Genomic DNA, 20,144 nt, shown 5'->3' on the forward strand with positions numbered 1-20,144 from the left:
CTCACGAGCTGTTCACAGAGCTCTCAAGGATCGTCTCGTGTTACTCCCAGCGCAGCCCCGGATGCCACCATGACACCGAGTGGAAACGTATCCAAAGATCTCGATGTAAAGACCAAGGTCATCAAGGGAGCAGGACTAGCTATCACCGTAGACAAGAGCAAGCAGCAGGTAACTTTCCAGACTGTCGATCCCAAGACCAAGAAACCAATGAAGGATTGGTACATGTTCAATGAGAAAGCGCAAACGCTTTCTTGGCACAAGTGGGTCTCCGCTATGGGTCAAGCCTTTGACTACACATTCTCCTTAACCACGCACAAAATGACCAAGATCAAAGATTTCCACCATAACGACATCACCCCCCAAGTAAAACAGATGGGATTTTGGAAACCAGCCCAAGACTCAACGAGCGATGCCGAAAAGCGTCTAGCGAAATACTTCAAGAATCGTTACGGAATGACCATCAGGCAGGCTGCCTCCGCTTGATGCCTCGTCATTTCCCCTTTGTAGCGATCGTGGGCCAGTCTGAACCCAGATTGGCCCTCACGCTGCTAGCCATCGATCCAACGATCGGTGGGGTCCTCATCACAGGCCCTTTCGGCACGGCCAAATCAACCTGTGCGAGGTCCTTCGCTGACCTCGTTCCAGGGATCGCCGTGCGTGACGTCACGGCAGGCACTACCGTGGACCGATTGATCGGCAGTATGGATCTCGAGGCTGCATTAACCAGCGGACGACACCGTGATCATGTCGGCCTCCTCACCGAAGCCCAGACCCTGTGCGCCGACGATGTTAACCTCTTTGATGACGCCGTAACAGCTGCCCTGATCAGTCGGCCCGAAGACCTACCCCTCATAGCGACAATGGCCGTAGGGACGGACAACATCCATCCCCAGCTCCTCGACCGCTTTGGTCTGTGTGCGGTGACTGTTCCCTGTCGTGACCCAAAGGACCGGGACCGCATTGTCAATCATCGCCTTACGTTCGACGATGACCCAGACTCCTTCATCGCTACATGCACAGATGCCACCAATGCGGTCGTGAACCGTATTTGTGCTGCTCGAGACAAACTTCCTGATCTGGAATGGACCGACGCTGCACGAAACAAATTCACGGAGCTCTTAACACTAGCGCATGCTCCCGGACAGCGCGCCGATCTTGGTTTGGCTCGATCGGCGACCGCTTACGCGGCGTGGCGGGGGGACAATAATGTCTTCGTCGAAGACGTCACTGCAGTAGCCGAACTTGTCTTGAGGCACCGTCGGCGAGACCCGTCTTCGTCTCAAGCTCCCTCACCGGATCTCAATAATGCTCACTCCCACAGTGGCCCCTCATCGCCGCACGACGGAAACGAGCAACTGGATGAAAAAGGACACGACGACAGCACAGCAGCTCCCCCGAGGGTCATCGCCCCTGAGGAAACCTTTAACGTACTCACATCCACCCCCGCAGCACATGACCGAACTCAACGTCGGGCCCGGGGACGCCGAATGGTCACCCGATCAGCAGATCTTCGGGGCCATGTGATCAGCTCGCAACCGGCTACGCAACCGGTCGATCTGTCACTGCCGGCTACCCTACGAGCAGCTGTCCCCCACCAAAGAGCGCGGCGTGCATCAGGAGAGGGACGTGATGGGTTGTCCGTAGTCGTCAAACGCTCTGACTGGAGACGCAAGGTGCGCGAGAGTCGGACGTCGACTCTCGTCGTATTCATCGTCGACGCAAGTGGATCCATGGGTGCCCGGGGCCGAATGGCAGCCAGCAAGGCAGCAGTTATCGGCCTGCTCCAAGATGCCTACGTAAAACGTGATCGTGTCGCCGTGATCACGTTCTCTGGCAATGACGCTCGAGTGATCGTGCCTGCGACATCGAGTATCGAGCGTGCACAGCGGCTTCTGACGACGATGGCAGTCGGCGGACAGACGCCGCTAGCATCAGGGCTCTCATGCGCTGGAAGACTCATCGAGACAGAGTTGCGACGGGATTCTACCCTTCGCCCCGTCGCCATCGTGGTGACCGATGGTGGCGGTAACGTTGGACTTGACGGTCGGGTGGACCGAACTGCTACCAATCAGGCATTCGATGTCGCACAAACCTTGTCCGACGACACAAGAACCTCGTGGATCATCGTAGATACCTCCGTCAACCGAGTTCATCAAAGGGACTGCGAAGCGCTGTCAGGAATTCTTCATGCGCCTCGCATGACCATCGACGATCTGCAATCCGGAGTTTTCACCCCTTTCATTCGATCCACGAGTCGAGCCCTTCCTTATTCTTAGAGAGATTGACATGAAAAAACCTATCTATCCCTTCGCGGCGATCGTTGGCCAGGAGGAGATGAAGCTTAGCCTTATCCTGTGCACTATATACCCCCGCTTATCAGGAGTACTCATCCAGGGAGACAAGGGAACAGCAAAATCAACAGCCGTCAGAGGAATGGCGCAAATAATGCCTACCATTTCTCAGGTTGACGACGTTTATCATCTAAGTGCTGATGAGCAACGTATCTACGGAGATTCTTTAGGGGTTCCAAGCTCCAAGAATCTACAGCTTCGGCAAGTTCCAGTAGTGGAGCTACCGGTTGGGGTCACCGAAGACAGGGTTGCCGGGACACTTGACGTAGAAACAGCCTTAGTCCGAGGGCAGCAAAGGTTCCAGCCTGGCCTGCTAGCGTCGGCACACCGAGGAATACTGTACATCGATGAAGTCAATCTTCTTGACGATCACATCGTCGACATCTTGCTGGATTCTGCAGCTATGGGAGTGAATACCGTTGAGCGGGAAGGCATGAGCGTGATCCATCCATCCCGTTTCAGCTTGGTAGGAACGATGAATCCCGAAGAAGGCCAGCTACGTCCACAATTGCTGGATCGGTTCGGACTGTGCGTTACGGTCCAGGGAGAGACCGATCCCGAGGTACGGATGGAGATCGTACAACGTCGACTATCATTCGAAGATGATCCTGATGGATTTATTACAGAATGGTCCTCGCATAGCAGACGATTAGCCGAACGCATCGAAAATTCCATGACCCTAGTCCAATCCGTCGAGATTCCAAAAGATATTCTTTCCACAGCGGTACAGATCTGTCTGGATTCCAACATCGACGGCCATCGAGGCGACATCACCATCATTCACGCCGCAAGAGCCTTAGCAGCGTGGGCGGGACGAGACCGAATTATTCAGGCCGATCTCGAAAAAGTCGCCCCCCTGGTCCTCAATCATCGGTTACAATATGCGTCGAGCGTCGCGCGGGCTCCACGCGGATAGACAAGATCAAGCAACAGGACCCCATCGAACACAAAGACCTCGGAGATACAACTAGACGGCATGGGAGGCTCCGGTTATTTGGGGGTCTGGTGGGTCGGGGCTTGGGTCCCTAACGATATCGGTCTTGCCTGGCTTTTCCAGCATACGTGATAGCCCCCTCAACAATGCCCTACGGGCTAATGGAGTGGAGCCCAACGCGATCACAGCCGAACACTCAGTGATCCTGCTGCGACTGGAGGTCTATACGGCAGTCACGATTCCTGCCGAGGCGGCCACGGCATGTGACCTGGTCAATGCTCAATCCTAGTCACATGTGACACTGCAAGCCGAAAACGCCGTCAGCTACCAGAACTACTACGCGGCACCAACCACATACGCAGTAACACATAGGTGGGGGCCAAATGACCCCCACCTATCACTGTCGTCAGCACATGCTGATCAACAAATAATCATCACACACCAGTATTAGGCAGTGACCCATTGCTACCGGATATGATCTGACCTGTCTTAGCATCGACCAGAACATCGTGACATTCCCGCTTCGTCGGAGACGCAGAGCTCTTTTTCACCAGGGAAGCAGAATTTTGCTTCGCCGCGGACGCGGAATCCGATTTATCCCCCAACGAAACAGAGAAGTTGTCCATCGAATGGCCCTTCTTATAGAAACCATTCCACACCTGTACGCCGTTCCCAGTCAAAACAACAGACGTCGCAGTAAAACCAGACCCGGATGGAACAACGGAAACATTCGCAAAGTCAACCCTGCCTTTAAAGGGTGCCATTCCTCCAGCATTCAAGGTAAGCTTCATGACGCCCTTCCCATTCTTCAAAGAAAGGGAAGGATCACTCAGCGATAGATCAAGGAGTCCATGCACCCCCGTAAAGTGAACACCGCCAGAAAAATTAAGGTTTCCCGTCTTCGTGGCCCTATCGTAGCTACCCCCCACTGAACGGGAAGTTGAACCGAGTCCCATCAGCGGAGGCTCCCCCCCGACATCGTCCACTTGCCTTGCATCGGGCCCTTGAGAGCATTGACGAATGAGGTCGAAACCCCCCAGTTCATGCTGCCCTTGCCAACCTTGGCTGGTATAGATGTAGGTGACGTAGCCCTCGACGCCCCAGGGACGACCGTGCACACCTGCTTGCGGATAATCTTGTGGGCACCCGTGGACGGAGCCTCACCAGCAGCAGCTCCCGTCGCAGCATCCGACTGTGGCGCCATAATTGTGTTTTGGTCAGGTTTGGGAGCCACCGTCGGCTTTGGCTTAGCACTCGGCTTAGGAGATACTTTCGGCTTTGGCTTAGCACTCGGCTTAGGAGATACTTTCGGCTTTGGTTTAACACTCGGCTTAGGAGCCACCGTCGGCTCCGGGCGAGAGGATTGAGACCCAAGCTTTAAGGACGAATCGATGTCATCCATGGGCTTTCCAGCTTGATAGAAGCCAGCGAATGCATCGACGGCTTGGCTATTCAGCTTGACATTGGTCCCCACAACCTGAGCTGCATCGTTTTGACCCTGCGTAATAGAGCCGGTCATATCAACGAAAGTTATACGGCCATAGTCAACCAACTGCCCGACCATAGTCTTGGACTTCACAGACATAATCACATGATCATCGCCATTGTTAACGACAATCTCAGGGTCAGCGAGAGTAAGATCCATTCTTCCGCCAACACCGGTAAAATGAACAGTACCGGAGTACTTCACATCTGCCCTCTGCGCAGTGGAACTCAAGCTACCTTTGCTCGCCGGGAATGAAAATGTTTTGCCATTCCAACTTGCGCCGCTACTCGTGGACCATGATCCATGCATCATCATTTTTAGAGCATTCAAAAAATGAGAATTTATGGTCCAGTGCATTGCACCCGATGCAACCTGCCGTTGACTCTGGTCTGCATCAGGTTGATCAGCCCAAGCTGGCCCGGTACTCATGCCTACACTGGCAGCCACCGCAGCCACAGCCGCAAGCCGAACTATACGAGTAGCACGGCTAACAATACTCACCATCGCGTCTACTCCCTTCTGAGGAGCGGAGGCGGGAAACCTATATTCCCCAAGGATCCTCCGCAACCCACGACGGATGTTCCTTTCCACTCATCCTCCCGGTGTTCCGGCTTCCAGATGAATTAACACATCCAGGTCACGGTTGCGGGACAGCGCCGGAATACTCACCGGCTTCCCCAAGGGGACAAGCGCTCAGCATCAGCTGATGGCGTAACTATAACATGGCATATATTCATCACATCGACCCCCCTGAACCACTGACCATTTCCCCTCAACCAAGGCGTTAAGCAAAGAAGTATCCCCTGGATCGCATACTCTTCCCAGGTACTCATAGGAGATATTTTTGCATCAAAATAGATCGATTGATGAACGTTAGTGTATGCAAATATTTTCCATCTCCCATATCCTGGGGCTCTTGTTCTCATGCGGCAGTTATCACACATGTTCGTGGAAATATGGACGCCCTTTATTCACCTTCGCTACCACACAGCGCCAGTAAAACCGCCTGACGAAGAACAGTCACGTTTCTTCCTCATCGCCGATCAAGGGCGGAGAGCTCCCACAATCCGTGACCACACCCGATCGATCTGCTCGGGCAGATCCTCCAGCGGAACGCTGGTATCGATAATGACATCGGCAACCGCCAGACGCTCCTTACGAGAAGCCTGAGCACGAATCCTCGCCCACGCATCGGCCTGACTGCACCCATCCCTCTCGACAACCCGACGTACCTGCTCAGCCGGATCGACGTCGGCCACCATCACGACATCGAACTCGTCGGCACGCCCAGTTTCGACGAGCAGCGGGATGTCATGGACAACGACCACGAGTCCATCGGCGGCCCGGGCTTCCTCGTCGACCCGGTGGGCAGCTTCTTCTACCAGCGGATGAATAATGGCTTCAAGACGGCGACGCGCCTGCAAATCAGCAAACACGATCGACCCCAGAGCCGATCGATTAAGAGAACCATCAGCAACAAGAACCTCACACCCAAAGGCCTCAACGACCCGAGCAAGCCCCTGCGTCCCCACCGCAACGACATCCCGGGAGAGCCGGTCATAATCGATAATGACAGCTCCACGCTCACCCAGCATCTGCGACACCGTCGACTTACCACTGGCAATACCACCAGTCAGACCCACCCGAACAACACCACCGGTCCCGGCGACCCAACCAGCTCGCGCAACATCCCGCGCCGTCGTCTCATCACTTACCACCGTGCGCCTCACATCCCGTCTCCCCCGGGCACCCTGCTAATTATCGACGCAGATGCTTCACAACCCTGCCACGGTCCACCACAACAGTCTCACCACCACAATCGCATTCATGACTAATCTCCACCACAGTGACCCCAGGCAAACACCGCGCCAAATTCACACGAATCTCAACTGCCAAATCAGGATCTACAGACGCAGTAAACTCATCAAGAATAAGGACCCTCGGCCGCTGCAGAATCACCCTGGCCACTGTTAACCGCTGAGCCTGACCCCCCGAAAGCCTCGTACCAGCCGGCCCAACAACGGTACGCAACCCAGCCTCCACACCACGCACCTCACCAGCCAAACCAACCTCACCAAGAACACGCCACAACTCACCATCACCAGCATCAGGAGCCACCAACCTCAAATTGTCAGCAATAGAAGCATTCAACAACTCCACCCGCTGCGAAACCACCCCGATGGATCTGCGCAACGAATCAAGAGTGAACGACGACACCGGATCACCATCCACCAGAACCTGCCCAACATCCGGATCATGATGACGCAACAACAAATTCACCAACGTCGTCTTACCCGAACCCGACGCCCCCGTCACAACGACATGACCCCCAGCCGGAACACCCAAAGTGACATCCTCAAGCACCGCAGGCAACGGCACACCATCCGCGTCACGATAACAAAAACTCACACCCCGCCACCCCAGCGCCGGAGCATGATCCAAACACAATTCCTCCGGCCCATCAACAACTTCCACCGGTGAATAACTCAGACACCACAGACGCCTCGCAGCTGCCAACGAATGATCAAGATACCCGACAGCATCCTCCACACCCCGCAACCCCTCAACAACCCTTAAACCCGCAACCACCAAAACACACACCCCAACACCATCCACACCACCACTCACACCCACAACAGACACCCAAGCGACGATCCCCATCGTGGCGGCCACACAGGAGGCCCGACGCATGGCGGCATAACGGCGGGCTTTGGCGGACCCAGCAGCAATGTCCGCATCGAGACGAGCCATCTGCATAGTCCGGTCGGACTGACGGCCATACCCGACGATCTCCGCGGCACCGAAGACCGAGTCGGTGATGTGAGCAGCCAGTTCGCGTCTCACCCCAAGCATCTCGTGGATGGCGTCCAGACTGGCATGTGTCCCGATGGCCAGCAGGGCCACGATGAGGACGACGAGGATAACGGCTGGAATGGCTACCACAAACCATCCGTATAGGACTCCCCCCGTAACCACAGCGACAAGCGGGGCCACGATAGCTGCCACCACGGGAGCGAAGGTGTGAGCATAGACCACCTCGATGCGATCGACATCGCGAGTAAGACTGGCCAACACATCGCCAGTACGCGAGTGCGAAACAACTGCCGGAGCCTTGGGCCACAGCTGGGAGAAAGCGTAGGTGCGCAATATCTCCAGAGCTTTGAAAGCCACATAGTGCCCGCTGAACTGCTCCAGATAGTAGGCAAGGGCCTGTACAGCTGCCAGCCCGACAACCCATCCCAACCACGCCCACGCCGACCAGCCAGCGGTAACAACAGCGACCATTCCCCCGGCGGCCATCGAGAACAGGCCGATGTCGGCTAGCAGGTGAACAACCCTCATGAGGGTCGAAAAGTACAGCGGTGGATGCACTGGACGGGTGATATTGGTGAGCCACCTCACGACTTGGCGGGTCGATGGTTCAGTCATGCCCAGTCCTCCGTCTCAGTTCGGTCATCCTCGATGGAATCGACATCGTCAGCCGGTGAGAGCGTGCCTGCGCTGACCCGCTGGACGTCGTGGGCCAGTCTCAACAACCGGCGACGATGAGTCACCATCACGACGGTGGTGCTGTCACCAATCTGCGAGATAGCGTCGATAATGCGGCGCTCGGAATCAGCATCGACGTGAGACGTCGGCTCATCAAGCAGCAGGATGTTACGTCCTGACAGGAAAGCCCTGGCTAACGAGATCCGTTGAGCCTGCCCGCCCGACATCAATCTTCCTTGCTCCCCCACATCGGAGTCCAGACCCTTCGGCATCGCCTCAACTTCGTCGGCCACGCCAGCTCGTCGTAATGCATCCCGCATCTGCTCACGTGTGGCGCTCGGGTTCGCGATCGCAAGGTTGTCTGCCACAGTGCCCGCAAAGAGCCAGGTACGCTGGTTCACTGAAGCACTAATACTCCTGACTGCCCCCGGTGCAGCTGTTAAGGCGTCGAAACCACCGACATAGACCTCCCCGCTCTTAGGAGGCAGAGTCCCGCTAAGGACAGAAAGCAACGTCGACTTGCCAGCCCCAGAACGGCCAATGATGGCGGTACGACCACCGTGGGTAATATCGAGGCTGACCCCGTGCAGGACCTCGGTTTCACCGTATCCGACGCTGACGTTACGCAGCCGAATAGTTCCGTCCTCTGACACAGGGACATGAGCTGACCGCTGCGATGTCGGCATCGAGGATGCGGAATCCGAAGTCATTAGCGCTGACGGAGCCGCGTCGAACCACTTCCTCAGCGCCTTCTGGGAGGCGATACCCCCCATGCCGATGTAGAAGAAAGCAGCGACCTGGTGCAGCGGTTCCAGCAGCAGCACCGACAGCAGCACGATGGTAATCGCCGAAGTCGCCGAAATATCGTCACCCTGCCACCTCGTCATGGCCAAACCCGCAGCCATAGCGATGAAGAGCAGGGAGAACAGACCATCAACGACAACAATGACGATCTGATTGCCAGCCAATAGCTTCATGATGGTCCTGCGGTTAGTCTCACCTCGTCGACGCAGATCGTCCTCCACTCGCCGTCCCGCACCCAGCATTCGGATGAGGACGAGATTTGACAGAGCATCCAAGTAGTGAGCAGTAAGACGGGCACGCTCACGATGAGAATCTGACGATCGCTTGCGAAACAGCTTGACGAATCCACCAATCAGCGTCGGAATGAGGGGGCAGGCTAGTAACACGACCAGGCCGGTGAGCCAGTCCAAACCGACGAGGATAACCAGACACACCAACACCGGAGTGGCCAGGGCCGCAAGGATGTCAGGGAGAAAAACTTGACGATACTCACTGACCCGCTCAGCATTATCGGTAGCTAAAGTAATGACTCGTTCCCCCTCGTCTGCGGCAGGCGGGCCAGTGAGGGATCGACGGTAAAGAACATCGAGAACTTTGGGGTGCAGAGCTGCCTCCTCAGCACGGGCATGACGGCCCGACATCGACACCGCAGCCCCAGCCGCAACAGCAGCCACCACCCCACCGATGCCCATCGCCCAGCACCAGCCAAGAGCCGGGGCGAAATCCTCGAAACGACCACCGATAATTTGGCCTACTGCGACGAGGAAAAGGCAAGTAGCGACGACCTCCACAATATGAACGGCAGCCACACGTCGGGCTCGCGAACCCGACTGTGGCGACATCACCGATACTGAACCCGACATGGCTTCCTTCGCTCATCGTGGCTGGCGGTTCGGGCGCGTCTCGGCAGGATGACGAGCTCCCCTCCCGGCAAGGTGACGACCTCGATGGGCCATCGATACACCGTGGTGAGATTATCCTCGGTGAGCACCTCCACAGCTGGCCCCACGGCCAGTATTTTTCCTCCGGACAACAAAGCGATCCGGTCGCAGCACGCTGCCGCCAACGCCACGTCGTGCATGACGGCAACGACCGCGCACCCCGCATCGGCCAATTCGTGACAGATCGCCATAGTGCGTTCCTGATGACAGATATCGAGGGCAGCAGTCGGCTCATCAAGGAAAACACAGGGTTCCTGCTGGGCAAGCACCCTGGCCAACGTCACCCGGGCGCGTTCGCCACCTGATAGACGCGTCACCTCTCGATCGACAAGGCCAGTGACCTCGGTACGTTCCATCGCCCTATCGACGATGACGGCGTCGTCAGGGCCGCGTGGATGTGGGGATCGTCCCATCATGACAATGTCGTGAACGAGATAGGAGAAAGGGAACTCGCTGAACTGGGGCATCACTGAGCGACGCAGCGCCAGCTGGGGACGAGAGAGCTTTTGAAGAGGCGCTCCGTCGAGTTCAACCGTTCCCTGCCAACCCTCAAGGTCACCACAGAGCACGCTCAGTAGGGTGGATTTACCCGCGCCATTCGGCCCCAGCAAACCGACGAATTCACCTGCTTGGACGTCGAGGTTGATCCCGTCGAGGATCCTTCGCTCCCCGTAACAAAAGGTCACGTCCCGCGCACGGATCATCACAGGGCTTTCTCACCACCCATGCCTCGTCTCAACAATATGAAGAAAGTAGGACCGCCAACGATGGCAGTAAAGATGCCAATGGGCAGATCGGCGTAGGGCACCACAGTTCGAGCAGCGATGTCGGACAGTGTGACCAACAGACAACCTCCCAACAAGGCAGACGGGATGAGCCATTTGTTGGCTGGCCCGATGAGCAGCCTCAAAACATGCGGCACTATGAGCCCCACAAATGTGATAACTCCGGCATAAGCCACCGCCGCCGAAGTAAGCAGTGCTGTCAAAGCTATCGATGACAACCGTAACCGATTGACGTTGACTCCCAAGTGCCCTGCAGCCCTCTCGCCCAAGGCCAGAGTGTCGAGCTTGCCAGCAATAAGGATGGCCCAGACAATCCCGACACTGGCTACCGTCCCGACCGTTGCCACGTGACTCCAGGTTGTCCCGCTCAGGGATCCCATCTGCCAGAAGACAATTTGGTCCCGGGCGGTAGTCGGCGCAACATAAGTGGATATTGAGGTGATAGCCGAACACACGGCCGTCACCGCGATGCCAGTCAGAACTAGGGTCGTCGACTCAGCTCGTCGTCCGGACCGCGCCATAATGTAGACCGAACTGGCCGCAAGCAGTCCGGACACAAATGCCGCTGCCGGCACCCCGAACCCGGACAAAAAATTGGGGGCGACCACAATCATGATCGATGCCCCCACAGCCGCCCCCGATGACACGCCAATGACACCGGGTTCAGCGAGCGGATTGGAAAACAGCGCCTGCATGACGGCTCCGGCCACAGCAAGACTAGCCCCCACTAGCAGGCCAAGAACAATGCGCGGAAAGCGGATCTGCCACAGCACCGACTCGGCCATGGCATCAGTGGCCGACCTCCCGAAAACGATTTTGATGACGTCGGTGGCCTCGACGCGGTACTGACCAACCATCGCTGACAACAGCACTAAACCACACACGATGATGACGAGGCAGATGGTGGAGATAACGCGAACCCGAGTCCGTCGCTCAATCCCAGAACGCTGGACAACCGGCTGTGACAGGGCGCTCATTTGACTCCGTACAAAGCCTTGGCCACAGCGGTCAGGACCTCCCCGGTTTGGGGCCCGAAAGACAGCGAGATTCCATCAGGAATGGAAATAACCCGTTGCTTGCGCCCTGCGGTGGTGTTAGCGACGCCAGCTCTAGCCAGCAGTCCCTTCATCCCCCCGGTGGAAGCAAGCCCATCCCTCATGACGAAGATCGCATCCGGGTTGATGGAGACCAGGGATTCGGCGTTGGCAGGTACGAGGGTCTTTATGCCTTTGTCGGAGGCGACGTCATCGGCACCCACCCCCTGGATAAGCTCGTTGGCCCCGTTCTCAGAACCAAGAATGAAGAAAACGCCAGCACTTCCGCGAACGTAGAGGAAAGCGACTCGCATCGGCTTGGCAGGTTTCCATGCTGCTATCTGCTTTTTGGCCTGGTCGATCTGCTCTTGGGTACGTTTCACCAGGGCTTCGCCTGCATCAGGCTTTCCGACGGCCTCGGCAATAGTGCGAATAAGCTGAGGAGTGGAGCCGACACTGCGGTGGGGATCTACGAGCACCACCGGAATCCCGGATTTACGGAGCTGATCGAGGGCCTCCTTCGGACCCACGCTGCGGTCGGCGATGATGACCGACGGTTTCAGACCTGCGACGGCCTCGACGTTAAGAACGTGTCCGTTTTCTGTCACCACGGGGCGGTCATGCAACTGCTTTTCAGTGGAGGAAACAGTGCGCCCGACGATCTTGTCGCCCAATCCAAGTCCAATGAGGGTGCGTGACAAGGTGCCGTAGAGGTCAAGAGCGAGAATTCTCGAGGTGCTTTTGATCGTCACCTTGTTCCCCTCGACGTCAGTGACGGTCACTGGAAGCTTTTGGGCAGACGACCCCTCGACTGGCTTCGGATCAGGTAGTTCTGGCACTTCCGTGAGACCGCGAAGGGTGTGCGGGTCAGGCAAATCCCGCGCTGCCTGTGAAGTGGCTGATGCCGCCCTCGTCGACGATGTCGCGACGGACGGTACCGGCGTGGAGGATGTGGCAGGACCTTGGGAGGTCGAGGAGGAATGACCACAGCCGGCCACCAACATGGTCAGAGCCAAGCCGACTCCGGCAACTCGACGGTACATCCGGATCATGGTTCTCAACTTTCGAAACTCGTTTTCGGGAATGTGGCAGGGATGGGGACGAGTGCCCCCATCCCTGCCGGCACTTTGTCTGCGTGCGAAATGACGGCGTTCGACGAACGGATCAGATCCGGGCAGCGTAACGACGGCAGACGACCACCGTCGAGACCATGGCGGTGAGGGCGAGCCCTCCGACGATACCGAGATCGATTTCGTCACTGGATGGGCCCTCAGCACCGGTAACGGGCAGTCCCCGTCCCGCACCCTTACCGGAGTCGTCACCGATGACCTTTCCGGTGACAGCGTCAACAGTGACGTTGTGGCAGACCTTCTCCGCTGACAAGGTGAGGTTCGTCGACAACGGGTTCATCGGCTCACCAGCCCTGTAAAAACCGGCAAAAGCCTTGGCACCAGTCGCGGTCAGCTTGACCGGCGAACCTTTAATGGCGGCGTTACCGGAGACCGATACCCCGAAAGTGGCAAAATCAACGCGACCATAGTTGGTTTTCTTTCCATCCATCGAAGAGGACTTGACGTCAAGATAGAGGTGACCAGTCGAGCCCTTGATCTGTAGGGAAGGCTCAGCCAGCGTCATGTCCAGAATGCCGTGATGGCCAGTCATGTGAACCGAGCCGGAGTACTTAAGAGATCCAGACTTGGTAGCGGGATCGAATGAGCCGCTGGTGAGAGGGAAAGTGAAGGCCGAACCGTTCCAGTTGGCGCCGCCCGAAAGCTTCCACGAGCCATTGGCAATAGGACCACGCAGGTAACTGGTGAAGGATGTTCGGATACCCCAGGTCAGCGAACCCGAGGTCACCTTGGACGCACCGATTGTGCAGACCTGTTTGGTCATGGTGCGATGGGCGGCCGGAGTCTGGGACCTGTGTTCTACCGTCTTCTTCTGTGGTGTCGTGCTCTGCTTGTTCGGGCCAGCCTGCTTACTGGGCTTAGCCTGCTTCGACGGGGCAGCTTGCTTACTCGGCTGCTTCGATGGGGCAATTGGGGTCTTCGGCCCTGTAGGAGCCGGTGTAGCTTCCCGATAAGTCACCGGAGTACGGGTATCGTCAGAGTGATCTGTCTTACCAACTCCATGAGCCTTCGTGGTGAGGACGACGAAATCCTTGCCTTGTTCAAAGGGAGGGGCTTTCATCGTGATGGTAAAAGACCCATCGTTATTCATCGGCCTACCTTGAGCGAACCGGGAGCCAATAGCTTTTTGACTCGGGGTATAGACCCAGATTGTCGATGGGGACTCCGTCGTGTCCTTGCTCGGGTCATAGCCGTAGAACTTGTCCGAATTGCCATAGAACTCGGTCACCGAGGCCAGTGCCACAGCAACGTAGACACCGAAGCCAGTAGTCGAGAATCCCTTTCCACTGATGGTGATATCACCTCCCTCCCGACCTACTGGTATCACGGTTACCGTCGGACCAGCTGCCCATGCCGCCGGAGTGATCAACACTCCGGTAAGGGCCAAGATGGCCCCGAGCACACTGGCGACGATTTTGCGCATGGCCGATGTGGTCATGAGACGTCCCCTTCGGTTGTGAATACGGCCCACCTTGGGCCACCCATAGGGTTAGCCTTGCCTAATTCATACGCGCAAGCATGAAACCGCGCCCCATAATCGGACTCCTGACACCGAGGAACATCGAGCTAGCAAAAGGAAGGACCGTTCGCCTCCGAGCAGCCCAAGAAACACAAACGAAGGGCTCCGCCATTATGGCGGAGCCCTTCGAAGTTTCGACGAAAAGTAGAATCAGTTATGGGTCAACTTGTCACGAAGAGCCTGCAGAGCCTCATCGGACGCCAGCGAGCCCTCAGCCGGGCCACTGGTGTAGGACGACTGGGCGCCACCATCGGTAAGAGCGGCTTCCTGGTCGGCCTGCTCGGCCTCAATGACCTGCTTGCGGTGAGCCTCCCAGCGAGCCTGAGCCTCGGCGTACTGCTGCTCCCAAGCGATGCGCTGCTCGTCGTAACCCGGCTTCCACTCATTGGTCTCCGGATCAAAGCCCTCGGGGTAGATGTAGTTACCGTCCTCATCATAGGAGGCAGCCATCCCGTACAGCGACGGATCGAACTCGTCAGACTCCACGTCGATACCCTCGTTGGCCTGCTTAAGGGACAGCGAGATGCGGCGACGGTCGAGGTCGATGTCGATGATCTTGACCATGACATCGTCGTTGACGCTAACGACCTGCTCAGGGATTTCGACGTGGCGCTCGGCCAGCTCGGACACGTGGACCAGACCCTCAATGCCGTCCTCGACGCGGACGAAAGCGCCAAACGGAACGAGCTTGGTGACCTTGCCAGGAACAATCTGACCAATCTGGTGCAGACGGGCGAACGCCTGCCACGGATCCTCCTGGGTCGCTTTGAGGGACAGCGAGACGCGCTCACGATCCATGTCGACGTCCAGCACCTCGACAGTGACAGGCTGACCAACCTCGACGACCTCGCTCGGGTGGTCGATATGCTTCCAGGACAGCTCGGAGACATGGACTAGGCCGTCCACACCGCCCAGGTCAACAAAGGCACCGAAGTTGACGATCGAGGAGACAACGCCCTTGCGGATCTGACCCTTCTGCAGCTGATGTAGGAAGTTCTGACGAACCTCAGACTGAGTCTGCTCGAGCCACGCACGACGCGACAGCACAACGTTGTTGCGGTTCTTGTCGAGCTCGATGATCTTGGCCTCGATCTCCTGACCCACGTAGGGCTGGAGGTCACGGACTCGGCGCATCTCAACAAGGGAAGCGGGAAGGAAGCCACGCAGGCCGATGTCGACAATAAGTCCACCCTTGACGACCTCGATGACGGTACCGGTGACGACCCCGTCTTCTTCCTTGATCTGCTCAATCGTGCCCCAGGCGCGCTCATACTGGGCACGCTTCTTGGACAGGATCAGACGACCCTCCTTGTCCTCCTTCTGCTGAACGAGGGCCTCGATCTCATCACCGACATTGACGACCTCAAAGGGGTCCACGTCGTGCTTGATCGACAACTCTTTGGACGGGATGACACCCTCAGTCTTGTAACCGATGTCAAGGAGGACCTCGTCGCGGTCCACCTTGACGACGGTCCCAGAGACGATGTCGCCGTCATTGAAGTACTTGATGGTGGCGTCCACAGCGGCCAGAAAGGCCTCCGGGCTACCAAGGTCGTCAACCGCCACGGATCCATCGGCGGTGTTGGCGGCATTCTGCTGGTCGGTGTCGACCGGGTTCGAGGTGGAGGCCTCAGTGGAGGAGGTCATGTAGTAGGACTCCGATTTGATGTCATATGGCTTGAAACACGCCGCAGCCCCGACCGTGGGGTCGAGCACGATCTACTCCCGTCCGAGATCGCACAGACCACAACGCAGTAGCCAGCGTAATACCCGAAACCCCGAAGGGTCAACCAACCTCCTTTTCAAACGGGTCTTGCCGTGCTCACCGTCAACACGGAAGTTGAGCACAAATAGGAGGTCTATTGTACAAGAGGGTAGCCTATATCCGGATCCGTTCCCTCGGACCCCGTCCGCATTCGGGAAATCCATCCCGAGCCTGAACCCTCGCAAGCCCTGGAGGACATCACAGTTATGACCGATCGGTCTCCCCGACGCCAAGAACCTTCCACCGGGTCAACCCCGTCGAACAGTTCGACTACCCATGCCGGCGACAGCGCACAGTCGGGCAGTCCGAAGTGGCGAATCGTTGCGCTCGTGGTGGTCATTGCTCTCATCATCGCCGCTATCGCCGTTATCTTCATTCAGCACAACAATAACAGCGACTCTGCTGGTGGAGCAGCATCATCAACCACCGCGACCACGACATCTAGCACATCAGGCATTCCCGCCGCTTCGGCTGTGAAAAAAGGCCCGGTCCCAGCCGGCTGCATGAAAACCCCCAAGCCGATCATGCCGGTGAAATATTCCATCGACGGGATGAAGGTGTCCGCGAAGGTACTATCCCGAGGCGTAGATGAGACTGGGGCCGCTGGAGCACCGCCAAAGAATGATCCCTCGTCAATGGCTTGGTTTAACCAAGGCCCGAAGATCGGTTCCGACAAGGGGAACGCTGTGCTAACCGCGCATACTTACCACAAGGGCGGGGCTCTTGGTAACCGCCTCTACGACAAAAACAACGGCATCAAAAAGGGCGACATTATCCGCCTGACTGACAAGGCGGGGCAGACCGTGTGTTACCGCTACGATCACGACATCAAGGTCATGGTCAAGGACTACAACCCTAATTCAAATATTCTTTACGACAACAATGGTCCAGCCCAGGCCGCCATCGTGATCTGCTGGGATTACGTCAAAAAAACTGGAGAATTTGACTCTCGCGTCATCTTCTACGCATATCCAGTCGCATGATCTTTATCAGGCTCCATAATTTCACCTAAGGCCACCCTGAGGCGAGCGTGCATATTCGACCACTTCTATTCTGAAGCTTATGAACCGTAGTGCGCGCTCGCCCCTTCCATCCTCGCTCCTCACAGATCTTCTAGAGGCCCTTGGAGAAAGCAAGGTCAGCCAAGATCCGCTCGACCTCGCCGCAGTAGCTCCTGATGCATCCCACTACCTGCTCACTCCTAGCGTCCTCGTCCGCGCCGAATCCACCTCCGACGTCGCTGCAGCCATGGCGGCTGCCAAACGCTACAAGGTGGCTGTCAATTTCCGCTCCGGCGGAACGAGTCTGTCCGGGCAGGGCTTGACGAACGGTGTCATGGTCGACACCCGACGGTCCTTCCGCGGCATTGAGGTGCTCGACGGCGGCCGCAAGGTTCGCGTCCAGCCTGGGGCGACGATCGTCGCCGTCAATTCCGTCCTTGCCAGGTACGGACGCAAACTCGGCCCCGACCCGGCGTCGTCAGTGGCATGCACCCTCGGCGGAGTGCTGGCCGACAACTCCTCAGGTATGAGTTGCGGCACCGTCGCCAATTCTTACCGCACCCTCGACTCCATGGTCTTTGTGTTGGCATCAGGCACCGTCATTGACACCGCTGACCCACAATGTGAGGACAAACTGGCCCATGACGAGCCCGAACTCGTCGAGACGCTCATGGCACTACGAGACCAATGCCGAGAGCAGGCCCGTGCCGACGAAATCGCTTTCCAATTCTCGCGCAAGAACACGATGGGTTATGGGCTCAACGCCTTCCTCGACTACGACACTCCAGCGCAGATCCTCTCCCACCTCATGATCGGTTCGGAGGGAACCCTTGGATTCATCTCCTCGGCCGTTATGAACACCGTGAAGATCATGCCAAACCTGGCCACCGCCTTGCTCCACTTCCCCACTCTTGACGCTGCCACCAAAGCACTACCAGCTTTAGTGAAATCCGGGGTGACCGTCACTGAGCTGATGGATTCCTCGTCCCTCCAGTTGTGTCGCGATGACCCGGCCCACGGTCACATCATTCCGCCAGCTCCCGGGAGCGGAGATGCTGCTCTTCTCGTCGAGTACCACTGCCCAGATCAAAAATCACGAGATGAGGCTGTCACAGCTGGCAACTCCGTCATCTCCGAGCTGGATCTGGTCAATAAGCCCACGTTCACCGACGCCCCCGCTGTGCGTGGCCCAATCTGGACCCTGCGCAATGGCCTTTATGCCAAGGTCGCCGGCACACGGCAGTCAGGCCAGACAGCCCTGCTGGAGGACATCGCCGTTCCCGTCGAAAACCTCGCCGCGGTGTGCGAAGACCTGCAGCAACTTTTCAGCGAACACAATTACCCAGAGTCGATCATCTTCGGCCATGCCAAGGACGGGAACATTCACTTCCTCGTCGTCGAAGACTTCCGCAACAAAGCAGGCTTGGATCGTTACGAAAAATTCACCGAGGACATGGTGACCCTTGTCCTCAATACCCACGGCACCCTCAAGGCCGAGCATGGCACCGGACGCATCATGGCGCCCTTCGTCGCACGTCAATACGGGCCTGACCTTTACCGAATCATGCGTCAGGTCAAAAAATCAGTGGACCCAGTAGGAGTGCTCAACCGCGGAACCATCATCACCGACGACCCGAAATTACACCTCAAGGAGGTCAAGCTCACCCCAACTGTCCAAGATGAGGTCGATCGGTGTGTCGAATGTGGGTACTGCGAACCGGTTTGCCCGTCACGGGATCTCACATTGACGCCTCGCCAGCGGATCGTCATGCAACGCGCCATCGCTCAAGCACGAGCTGACGGGGATGAAGAGCTCGCGACCGACCTTGAAGAACGTGCGACCTACCCGGTAGTGCAGACCTGTGCCGTTGACGGCATGTGCCAAACCAACTGTCCTGTACACATCAATACCGGCGATCTGGTACGGCGGCTCCGTGCCGAACATAACCCAGCAGTCTGGCAGGCCACCTGGGATCTAGCGGCTAAGGGATGGGGGCCCTTCGTCACGGCGGCAAGCGCCGGGATGTCAGCGATCAAACCTGTTCCCGCAGCAGCAACCAATGTCCTCACCGGAGCTGCCCGTGCTGTCTTGGGAGCCGACCGTATTCCGCAAGTTTCCGATGAGTTGCCTGGTGGTGGTAAACGACGCAGCTCCGGTCACCGCAGCGTCCCGCATGGACGCCCCGAGGTGGTGTACCTGCCGGCCTGTGTCAACACCATGTTCGGTGGCGTCATGCCGGGCGAGAAGACAATCGAATTTGCGATAATTTCTCTGCTCACCGCGGCTGGGATCGGGGTGACTGTTCCTGAGGGGATCAACTCGCTGTGCTGCGGCACCCCATGGAAATCCAAGGGGATGACACAGGGGTACGCGACGATGCGTCGTCGTGTGGTTGACATCATGCGCCAAGCTACCCGAGACGGCGAACTGACGGTGCTCTCCGACGCGGTGAGTTGTTCGGAAGGCTTCGTCCACGAGCTCGAGTATGAAGGTGTCAAGGACATTCGAGTAGTCGATGCTGTCCAGTACGTCGCCGACGAGGTTCTGCCCATCATGCCAGGGCTACCCAAGGTCGCGTCGGCGGCACTCCACCCAACATGCTCGTCAACCCGGATGGGCTGGAACGACTCGTTGCAGCGCTGTGCCGAAGCGGTGGCAGACGAAGTCGTCGTCGCCAACGCCTGGGGCTGCTGCGGGTTCGCCGGGGACCGCGGCATGCTACATCCAGAGCTCACCAAGTCAGCCACTCGCCGCGAGGCAACGGAGCTAGCAGAACGAGAATTCGACCTCTATCTGTCCGCCAACCGCACCTGCGAACTCGGCATGAAACGAGCTACGGGCAAGCCCTGGCGTCACGCCCTCTCGGTACTCGCCGAGCGCATGGTGGAGTATGCCCCAGCATGA

The 20,144-nt window shown here is 57.5% G+C and carries 15 protein-coding genes and 1 riboswitch; of the genes, 5 read left to right on the forward strand and 10 right to left on the reverse strand.

What is annotated here, in order from left to right:
- Nucleotides 1-69: 69 nt before the first annotated feature.
- From LRP59_RS07385 to LRP59_RS07395, 3 genes are read left to right on the forward strand one after another with little or no spacing between them, the layout of a single operon-like run.
- On the forward strand, nucleotides 70-483 hold the full coding sequence (locus tag LRP59_RS07385; protein ID WP_002513891.1) for a hypothetical protein: 414 nt from the start codon (nucleotides 70-72) through the stop codon (nucleotides 481-483).
- On the forward strand, nucleotides 483-2,276 hold the full coding sequence (locus LRP59_RS07390) for a VWA domain-containing protein (protein ID WP_002521818.1): 1,794 nt from the start codon (nucleotides 483-485) through the stop codon (nucleotides 2,274-2,276). Before LRP59_RS07385 ends, LRP59_RS07390 begins: the two co-directional genes overlap by 1 nt.
- Before the next feature lie 10 nt (nucleotides 2,277-2,286).
- Nucleotides 2,287-3,267: an ATP-binding protein gene (locus LRP59_RS07395; RefSeq protein ID WP_002513893.1), complete on the forward strand. Its 981-nt coding sequence runs from the start codon at nucleotides 2,287-2,289 to the stop codon at nucleotides 3,265-3,267.
- Nucleotides 3,268-3,719: 452 nt separating this feature from the next.
- On the opposite strand, the gene LRP59_RS07400 is transcribed toward LRP59_RS07395, so the two are convergent.
- The 10 genes from LRP59_RS07400 to rpsA all read right to left on the reverse strand — a co-directional run bounded on the left by LRP59_RS07400 (nucleotide 3,720) and on the right by rpsA (nucleotide 16,120).
- Nucleotides 3,720-4,241: an HtaA domain-containing protein gene (locus LRP59_RS07400; protein WP_252236835.1), complete on the reverse strand. Its 522-nt coding sequence runs from the start codon at nucleotides 4,239-4,241 to the stop codon at nucleotides 3,720-3,722.
- Entirely contained in the window at nucleotides 4,241-5,275 is a 1,035-nt protein-coding gene (locus LRP59_RS07405; protein ID WP_312845848.1) for an HtaA domain-containing protein, read from the reverse strand. The genes LRP59_RS07400 and LRP59_RS07405 overlap by 1 nt, the downstream gene beginning before the upstream one ends.
- Nucleotides 5,276-5,372: 97 nt before the next feature.
- A riboswitch (cobalamin riboswitch) is annotated at nucleotides 5,373-5,449 on the reverse strand.
- 365 nt (nucleotides 5,450-5,814) lie between these two features.
- Nucleotides 5,815-6,501 (reverse strand): dephospho-CoA kinase, encoded by a 687-nt coding sequence (gene coaE, locus LRP59_RS07410; protein ID WP_002513895.1) that lies wholly within the window; start codon nucleotides 6,499-6,501, stop codon nucleotides 5,815-5,817.
- Nucleotides 6,502-6,529: 28 nt separating this feature from the next.
- Entirely contained in the window at nucleotides 6,530-8,200 is a 1,671-nt protein-coding gene (locus LRP59_RS07415) for an amino acid ABC transporter ATP-binding/permease protein (RefSeq protein ID WP_187361744.1), read from the reverse strand.
- Nucleotides 8,197-9,927, reverse strand: coding sequence for an ABC transporter ATP-binding protein/permease (locus tag LRP59_RS07420; protein WP_002513897.1), 1,731 nt, complete (start codon nucleotides 9,925-9,927; stop codon nucleotides 8,197-8,199). Before LRP59_RS07420 ends, LRP59_RS07415 begins: the two co-directional genes overlap by 4 nt.
- Entirely contained in the window at nucleotides 9,906-10,709 is an 804-nt protein-coding gene (locus tag LRP59_RS07425) for a heme ABC transporter ATP-binding protein (RefSeq protein WP_002521824.1), read from the reverse strand. The genes LRP59_RS07420 and LRP59_RS07425 overlap by 22 nt, the downstream gene beginning before the upstream one ends.
- Complete coding sequence (locus LRP59_RS07430) at nucleotides 10,709-11,767, reverse strand: iron ABC transporter permease (RefSeq protein WP_002513899.1); 1,059 nt, start codon at nucleotides 11,765-11,767, stop codon at nucleotides 10,709-10,711. Before LRP59_RS07430 ends, LRP59_RS07425 begins: the two co-directional genes overlap by 1 nt.
- Nucleotides 11,764-12,606, reverse strand: a complete 843-nt coding sequence (locus tag LRP59_RS07435; RefSeq protein WP_002533122.1) for a hemin ABC transporter substrate-binding protein — start codon at nucleotides 12,604-12,606, stop codon at nucleotides 11,764-11,766. Before LRP59_RS07435 ends, LRP59_RS07430 begins: the two co-directional genes overlap by 4 nt.
- 382 nt (nucleotides 12,607-12,988) lie before the next feature.
- Nucleotides 12,989-14,392, reverse strand: coding sequence for an HtaA domain-containing protein (locus LRP59_RS07440; protein WP_002532188.1), 1,404 nt, complete (start codon nucleotides 14,390-14,392; stop codon nucleotides 12,989-12,991).
- Nucleotides 14,393-14,623: 231 nt separating this feature from the next.
- Entirely contained in the window at nucleotides 14,624-16,120 is a 1,497-nt protein-coding gene (gene rpsA / locus LRP59_RS07445; RefSeq protein ID WP_002513903.1) for a 30S ribosomal protein S1, read from the reverse strand.
- A gap of 447 nt (nucleotides 16,121-16,567) precedes the next feature.
- Here rpsA and LRP59_RS07450 point away from each other — a divergent pair, with 447 nt between their 5' ends.
- Together LRP59_RS07450 and LRP59_RS07455 are read left to right on the forward strand one after the other, a co-directional pair.
- Nucleotides 16,568-17,221 carry a class F sortase gene (locus LRP59_RS07450; protein ID WP_002521828.1) on the forward strand — a complete coding sequence of 218 codons (654 nt, stop codon included), beginning with the start codon at nucleotides 16,568-16,570 and terminating at the stop codon, nucleotides 17,219-17,221.
- A gap of 79 nt (nucleotides 17,222-17,300) precedes the next feature.
- Nucleotides 17,301-20,144, forward strand: a complete 2,844-nt coding sequence (locus LRP59_RS07455; protein WP_002513906.1) for an FAD-binding and (Fe-S)-binding domain-containing protein — start codon at nucleotides 17,301-17,303, stop codon at nucleotides 20,142-20,144.

The organism is Cutibacterium sp. 37298 (genome assembly GCF_023838685.1).
Classification (GTDB): domain Bacteria; phylum Actinomycetota; class Actinomycetes; order Propionibacteriales; family Propionibacteriaceae; genus Cutibacterium; species Cutibacterium acnes.

Bases quoted from the DNA above. Each gene is read 5' to 3' on its own strand.
- LRP59_RS07425 (WP_002521824.1), bottom strand. From the start codon at position 10,709: ATGATCCGTGCGCGGGACGTGACCTTTTGTTACGGGGAGCGAAGGATC.
- rpsA (WP_002513903.1), bottom strand. From the start codon at position 16,120: ATGACCTCCTCCACTGAGGCCTCCACCTCGAACCCGGTCGACACCGAC.
- LRP59_RS07420 (WP_002513897.1), bottom strand. From the start codon at position 9,927: ATGTCGGGTTCAGTATCGGTGATGTCGCCACAGTCGGGTTCGCGAGCC.
- LRP59_RS07400 (WP_252236835.1), bottom strand. From the start codon at position 4,241: ATGGGACTCGGTTCAACTTCCCGTTCAGTGGGGGGTAGCTACGATAGG.
- LRP59_RS07405 (WP_312845848.1), bottom strand. From the start codon at position 5,275: ATGGTGAGTATTGTTAGCCGTGCTACTCGTATAGTTCGGCTTGCGGCT.
- LRP59_RS07440 (WP_002532188.1), bottom strand. From the start codon at position 14,392: ATGACCACATCGGCCATGCGCAAAATCGTCGCCAGTGTGCTCGGGGCC.
- LRP59_RS07455 (WP_002513906.1), top strand. From the start codon at position 17,301: ATGAACCGTAGTGCGCGCTCGCCCCTTCCATCCTCGCTCCTCACAGAT.
- LRP59_RS07430 (WP_002513899.1), bottom strand. From the start codon at position 11,767: ATGAGCGCCCTGTCACAGCCGGTTGTCCAGCGTTCTGGGATTGAGCGA.
- LRP59_RS07415 (WP_187361744.1), bottom strand. From the start codon at position 8,200: ATGACTGAACCATCGACCCGCCAAGTCGTGAGGTGGCTCACCAATATC.
- LRP59_RS07390 (WP_002521818.1), top strand. From the start codon at position 483: ATGCCTCGTCATTTCCCCTTTGTAGCGATCGTGGGCCAGTCTGAACCC.
- LRP59_RS07385 (WP_002513891.1), top strand. From the start codon at position 70: ATGACACCGAGTGGAAACGTATCCAAAGATCTCGATGTAAAGACCAAG.
- LRP59_RS07395 (WP_002513893.1), top strand. From the start codon at position 2,287: ATGAAAAAACCTATCTATCCCTTCGCGGCGATCGTTGGCCAGGAGGAG.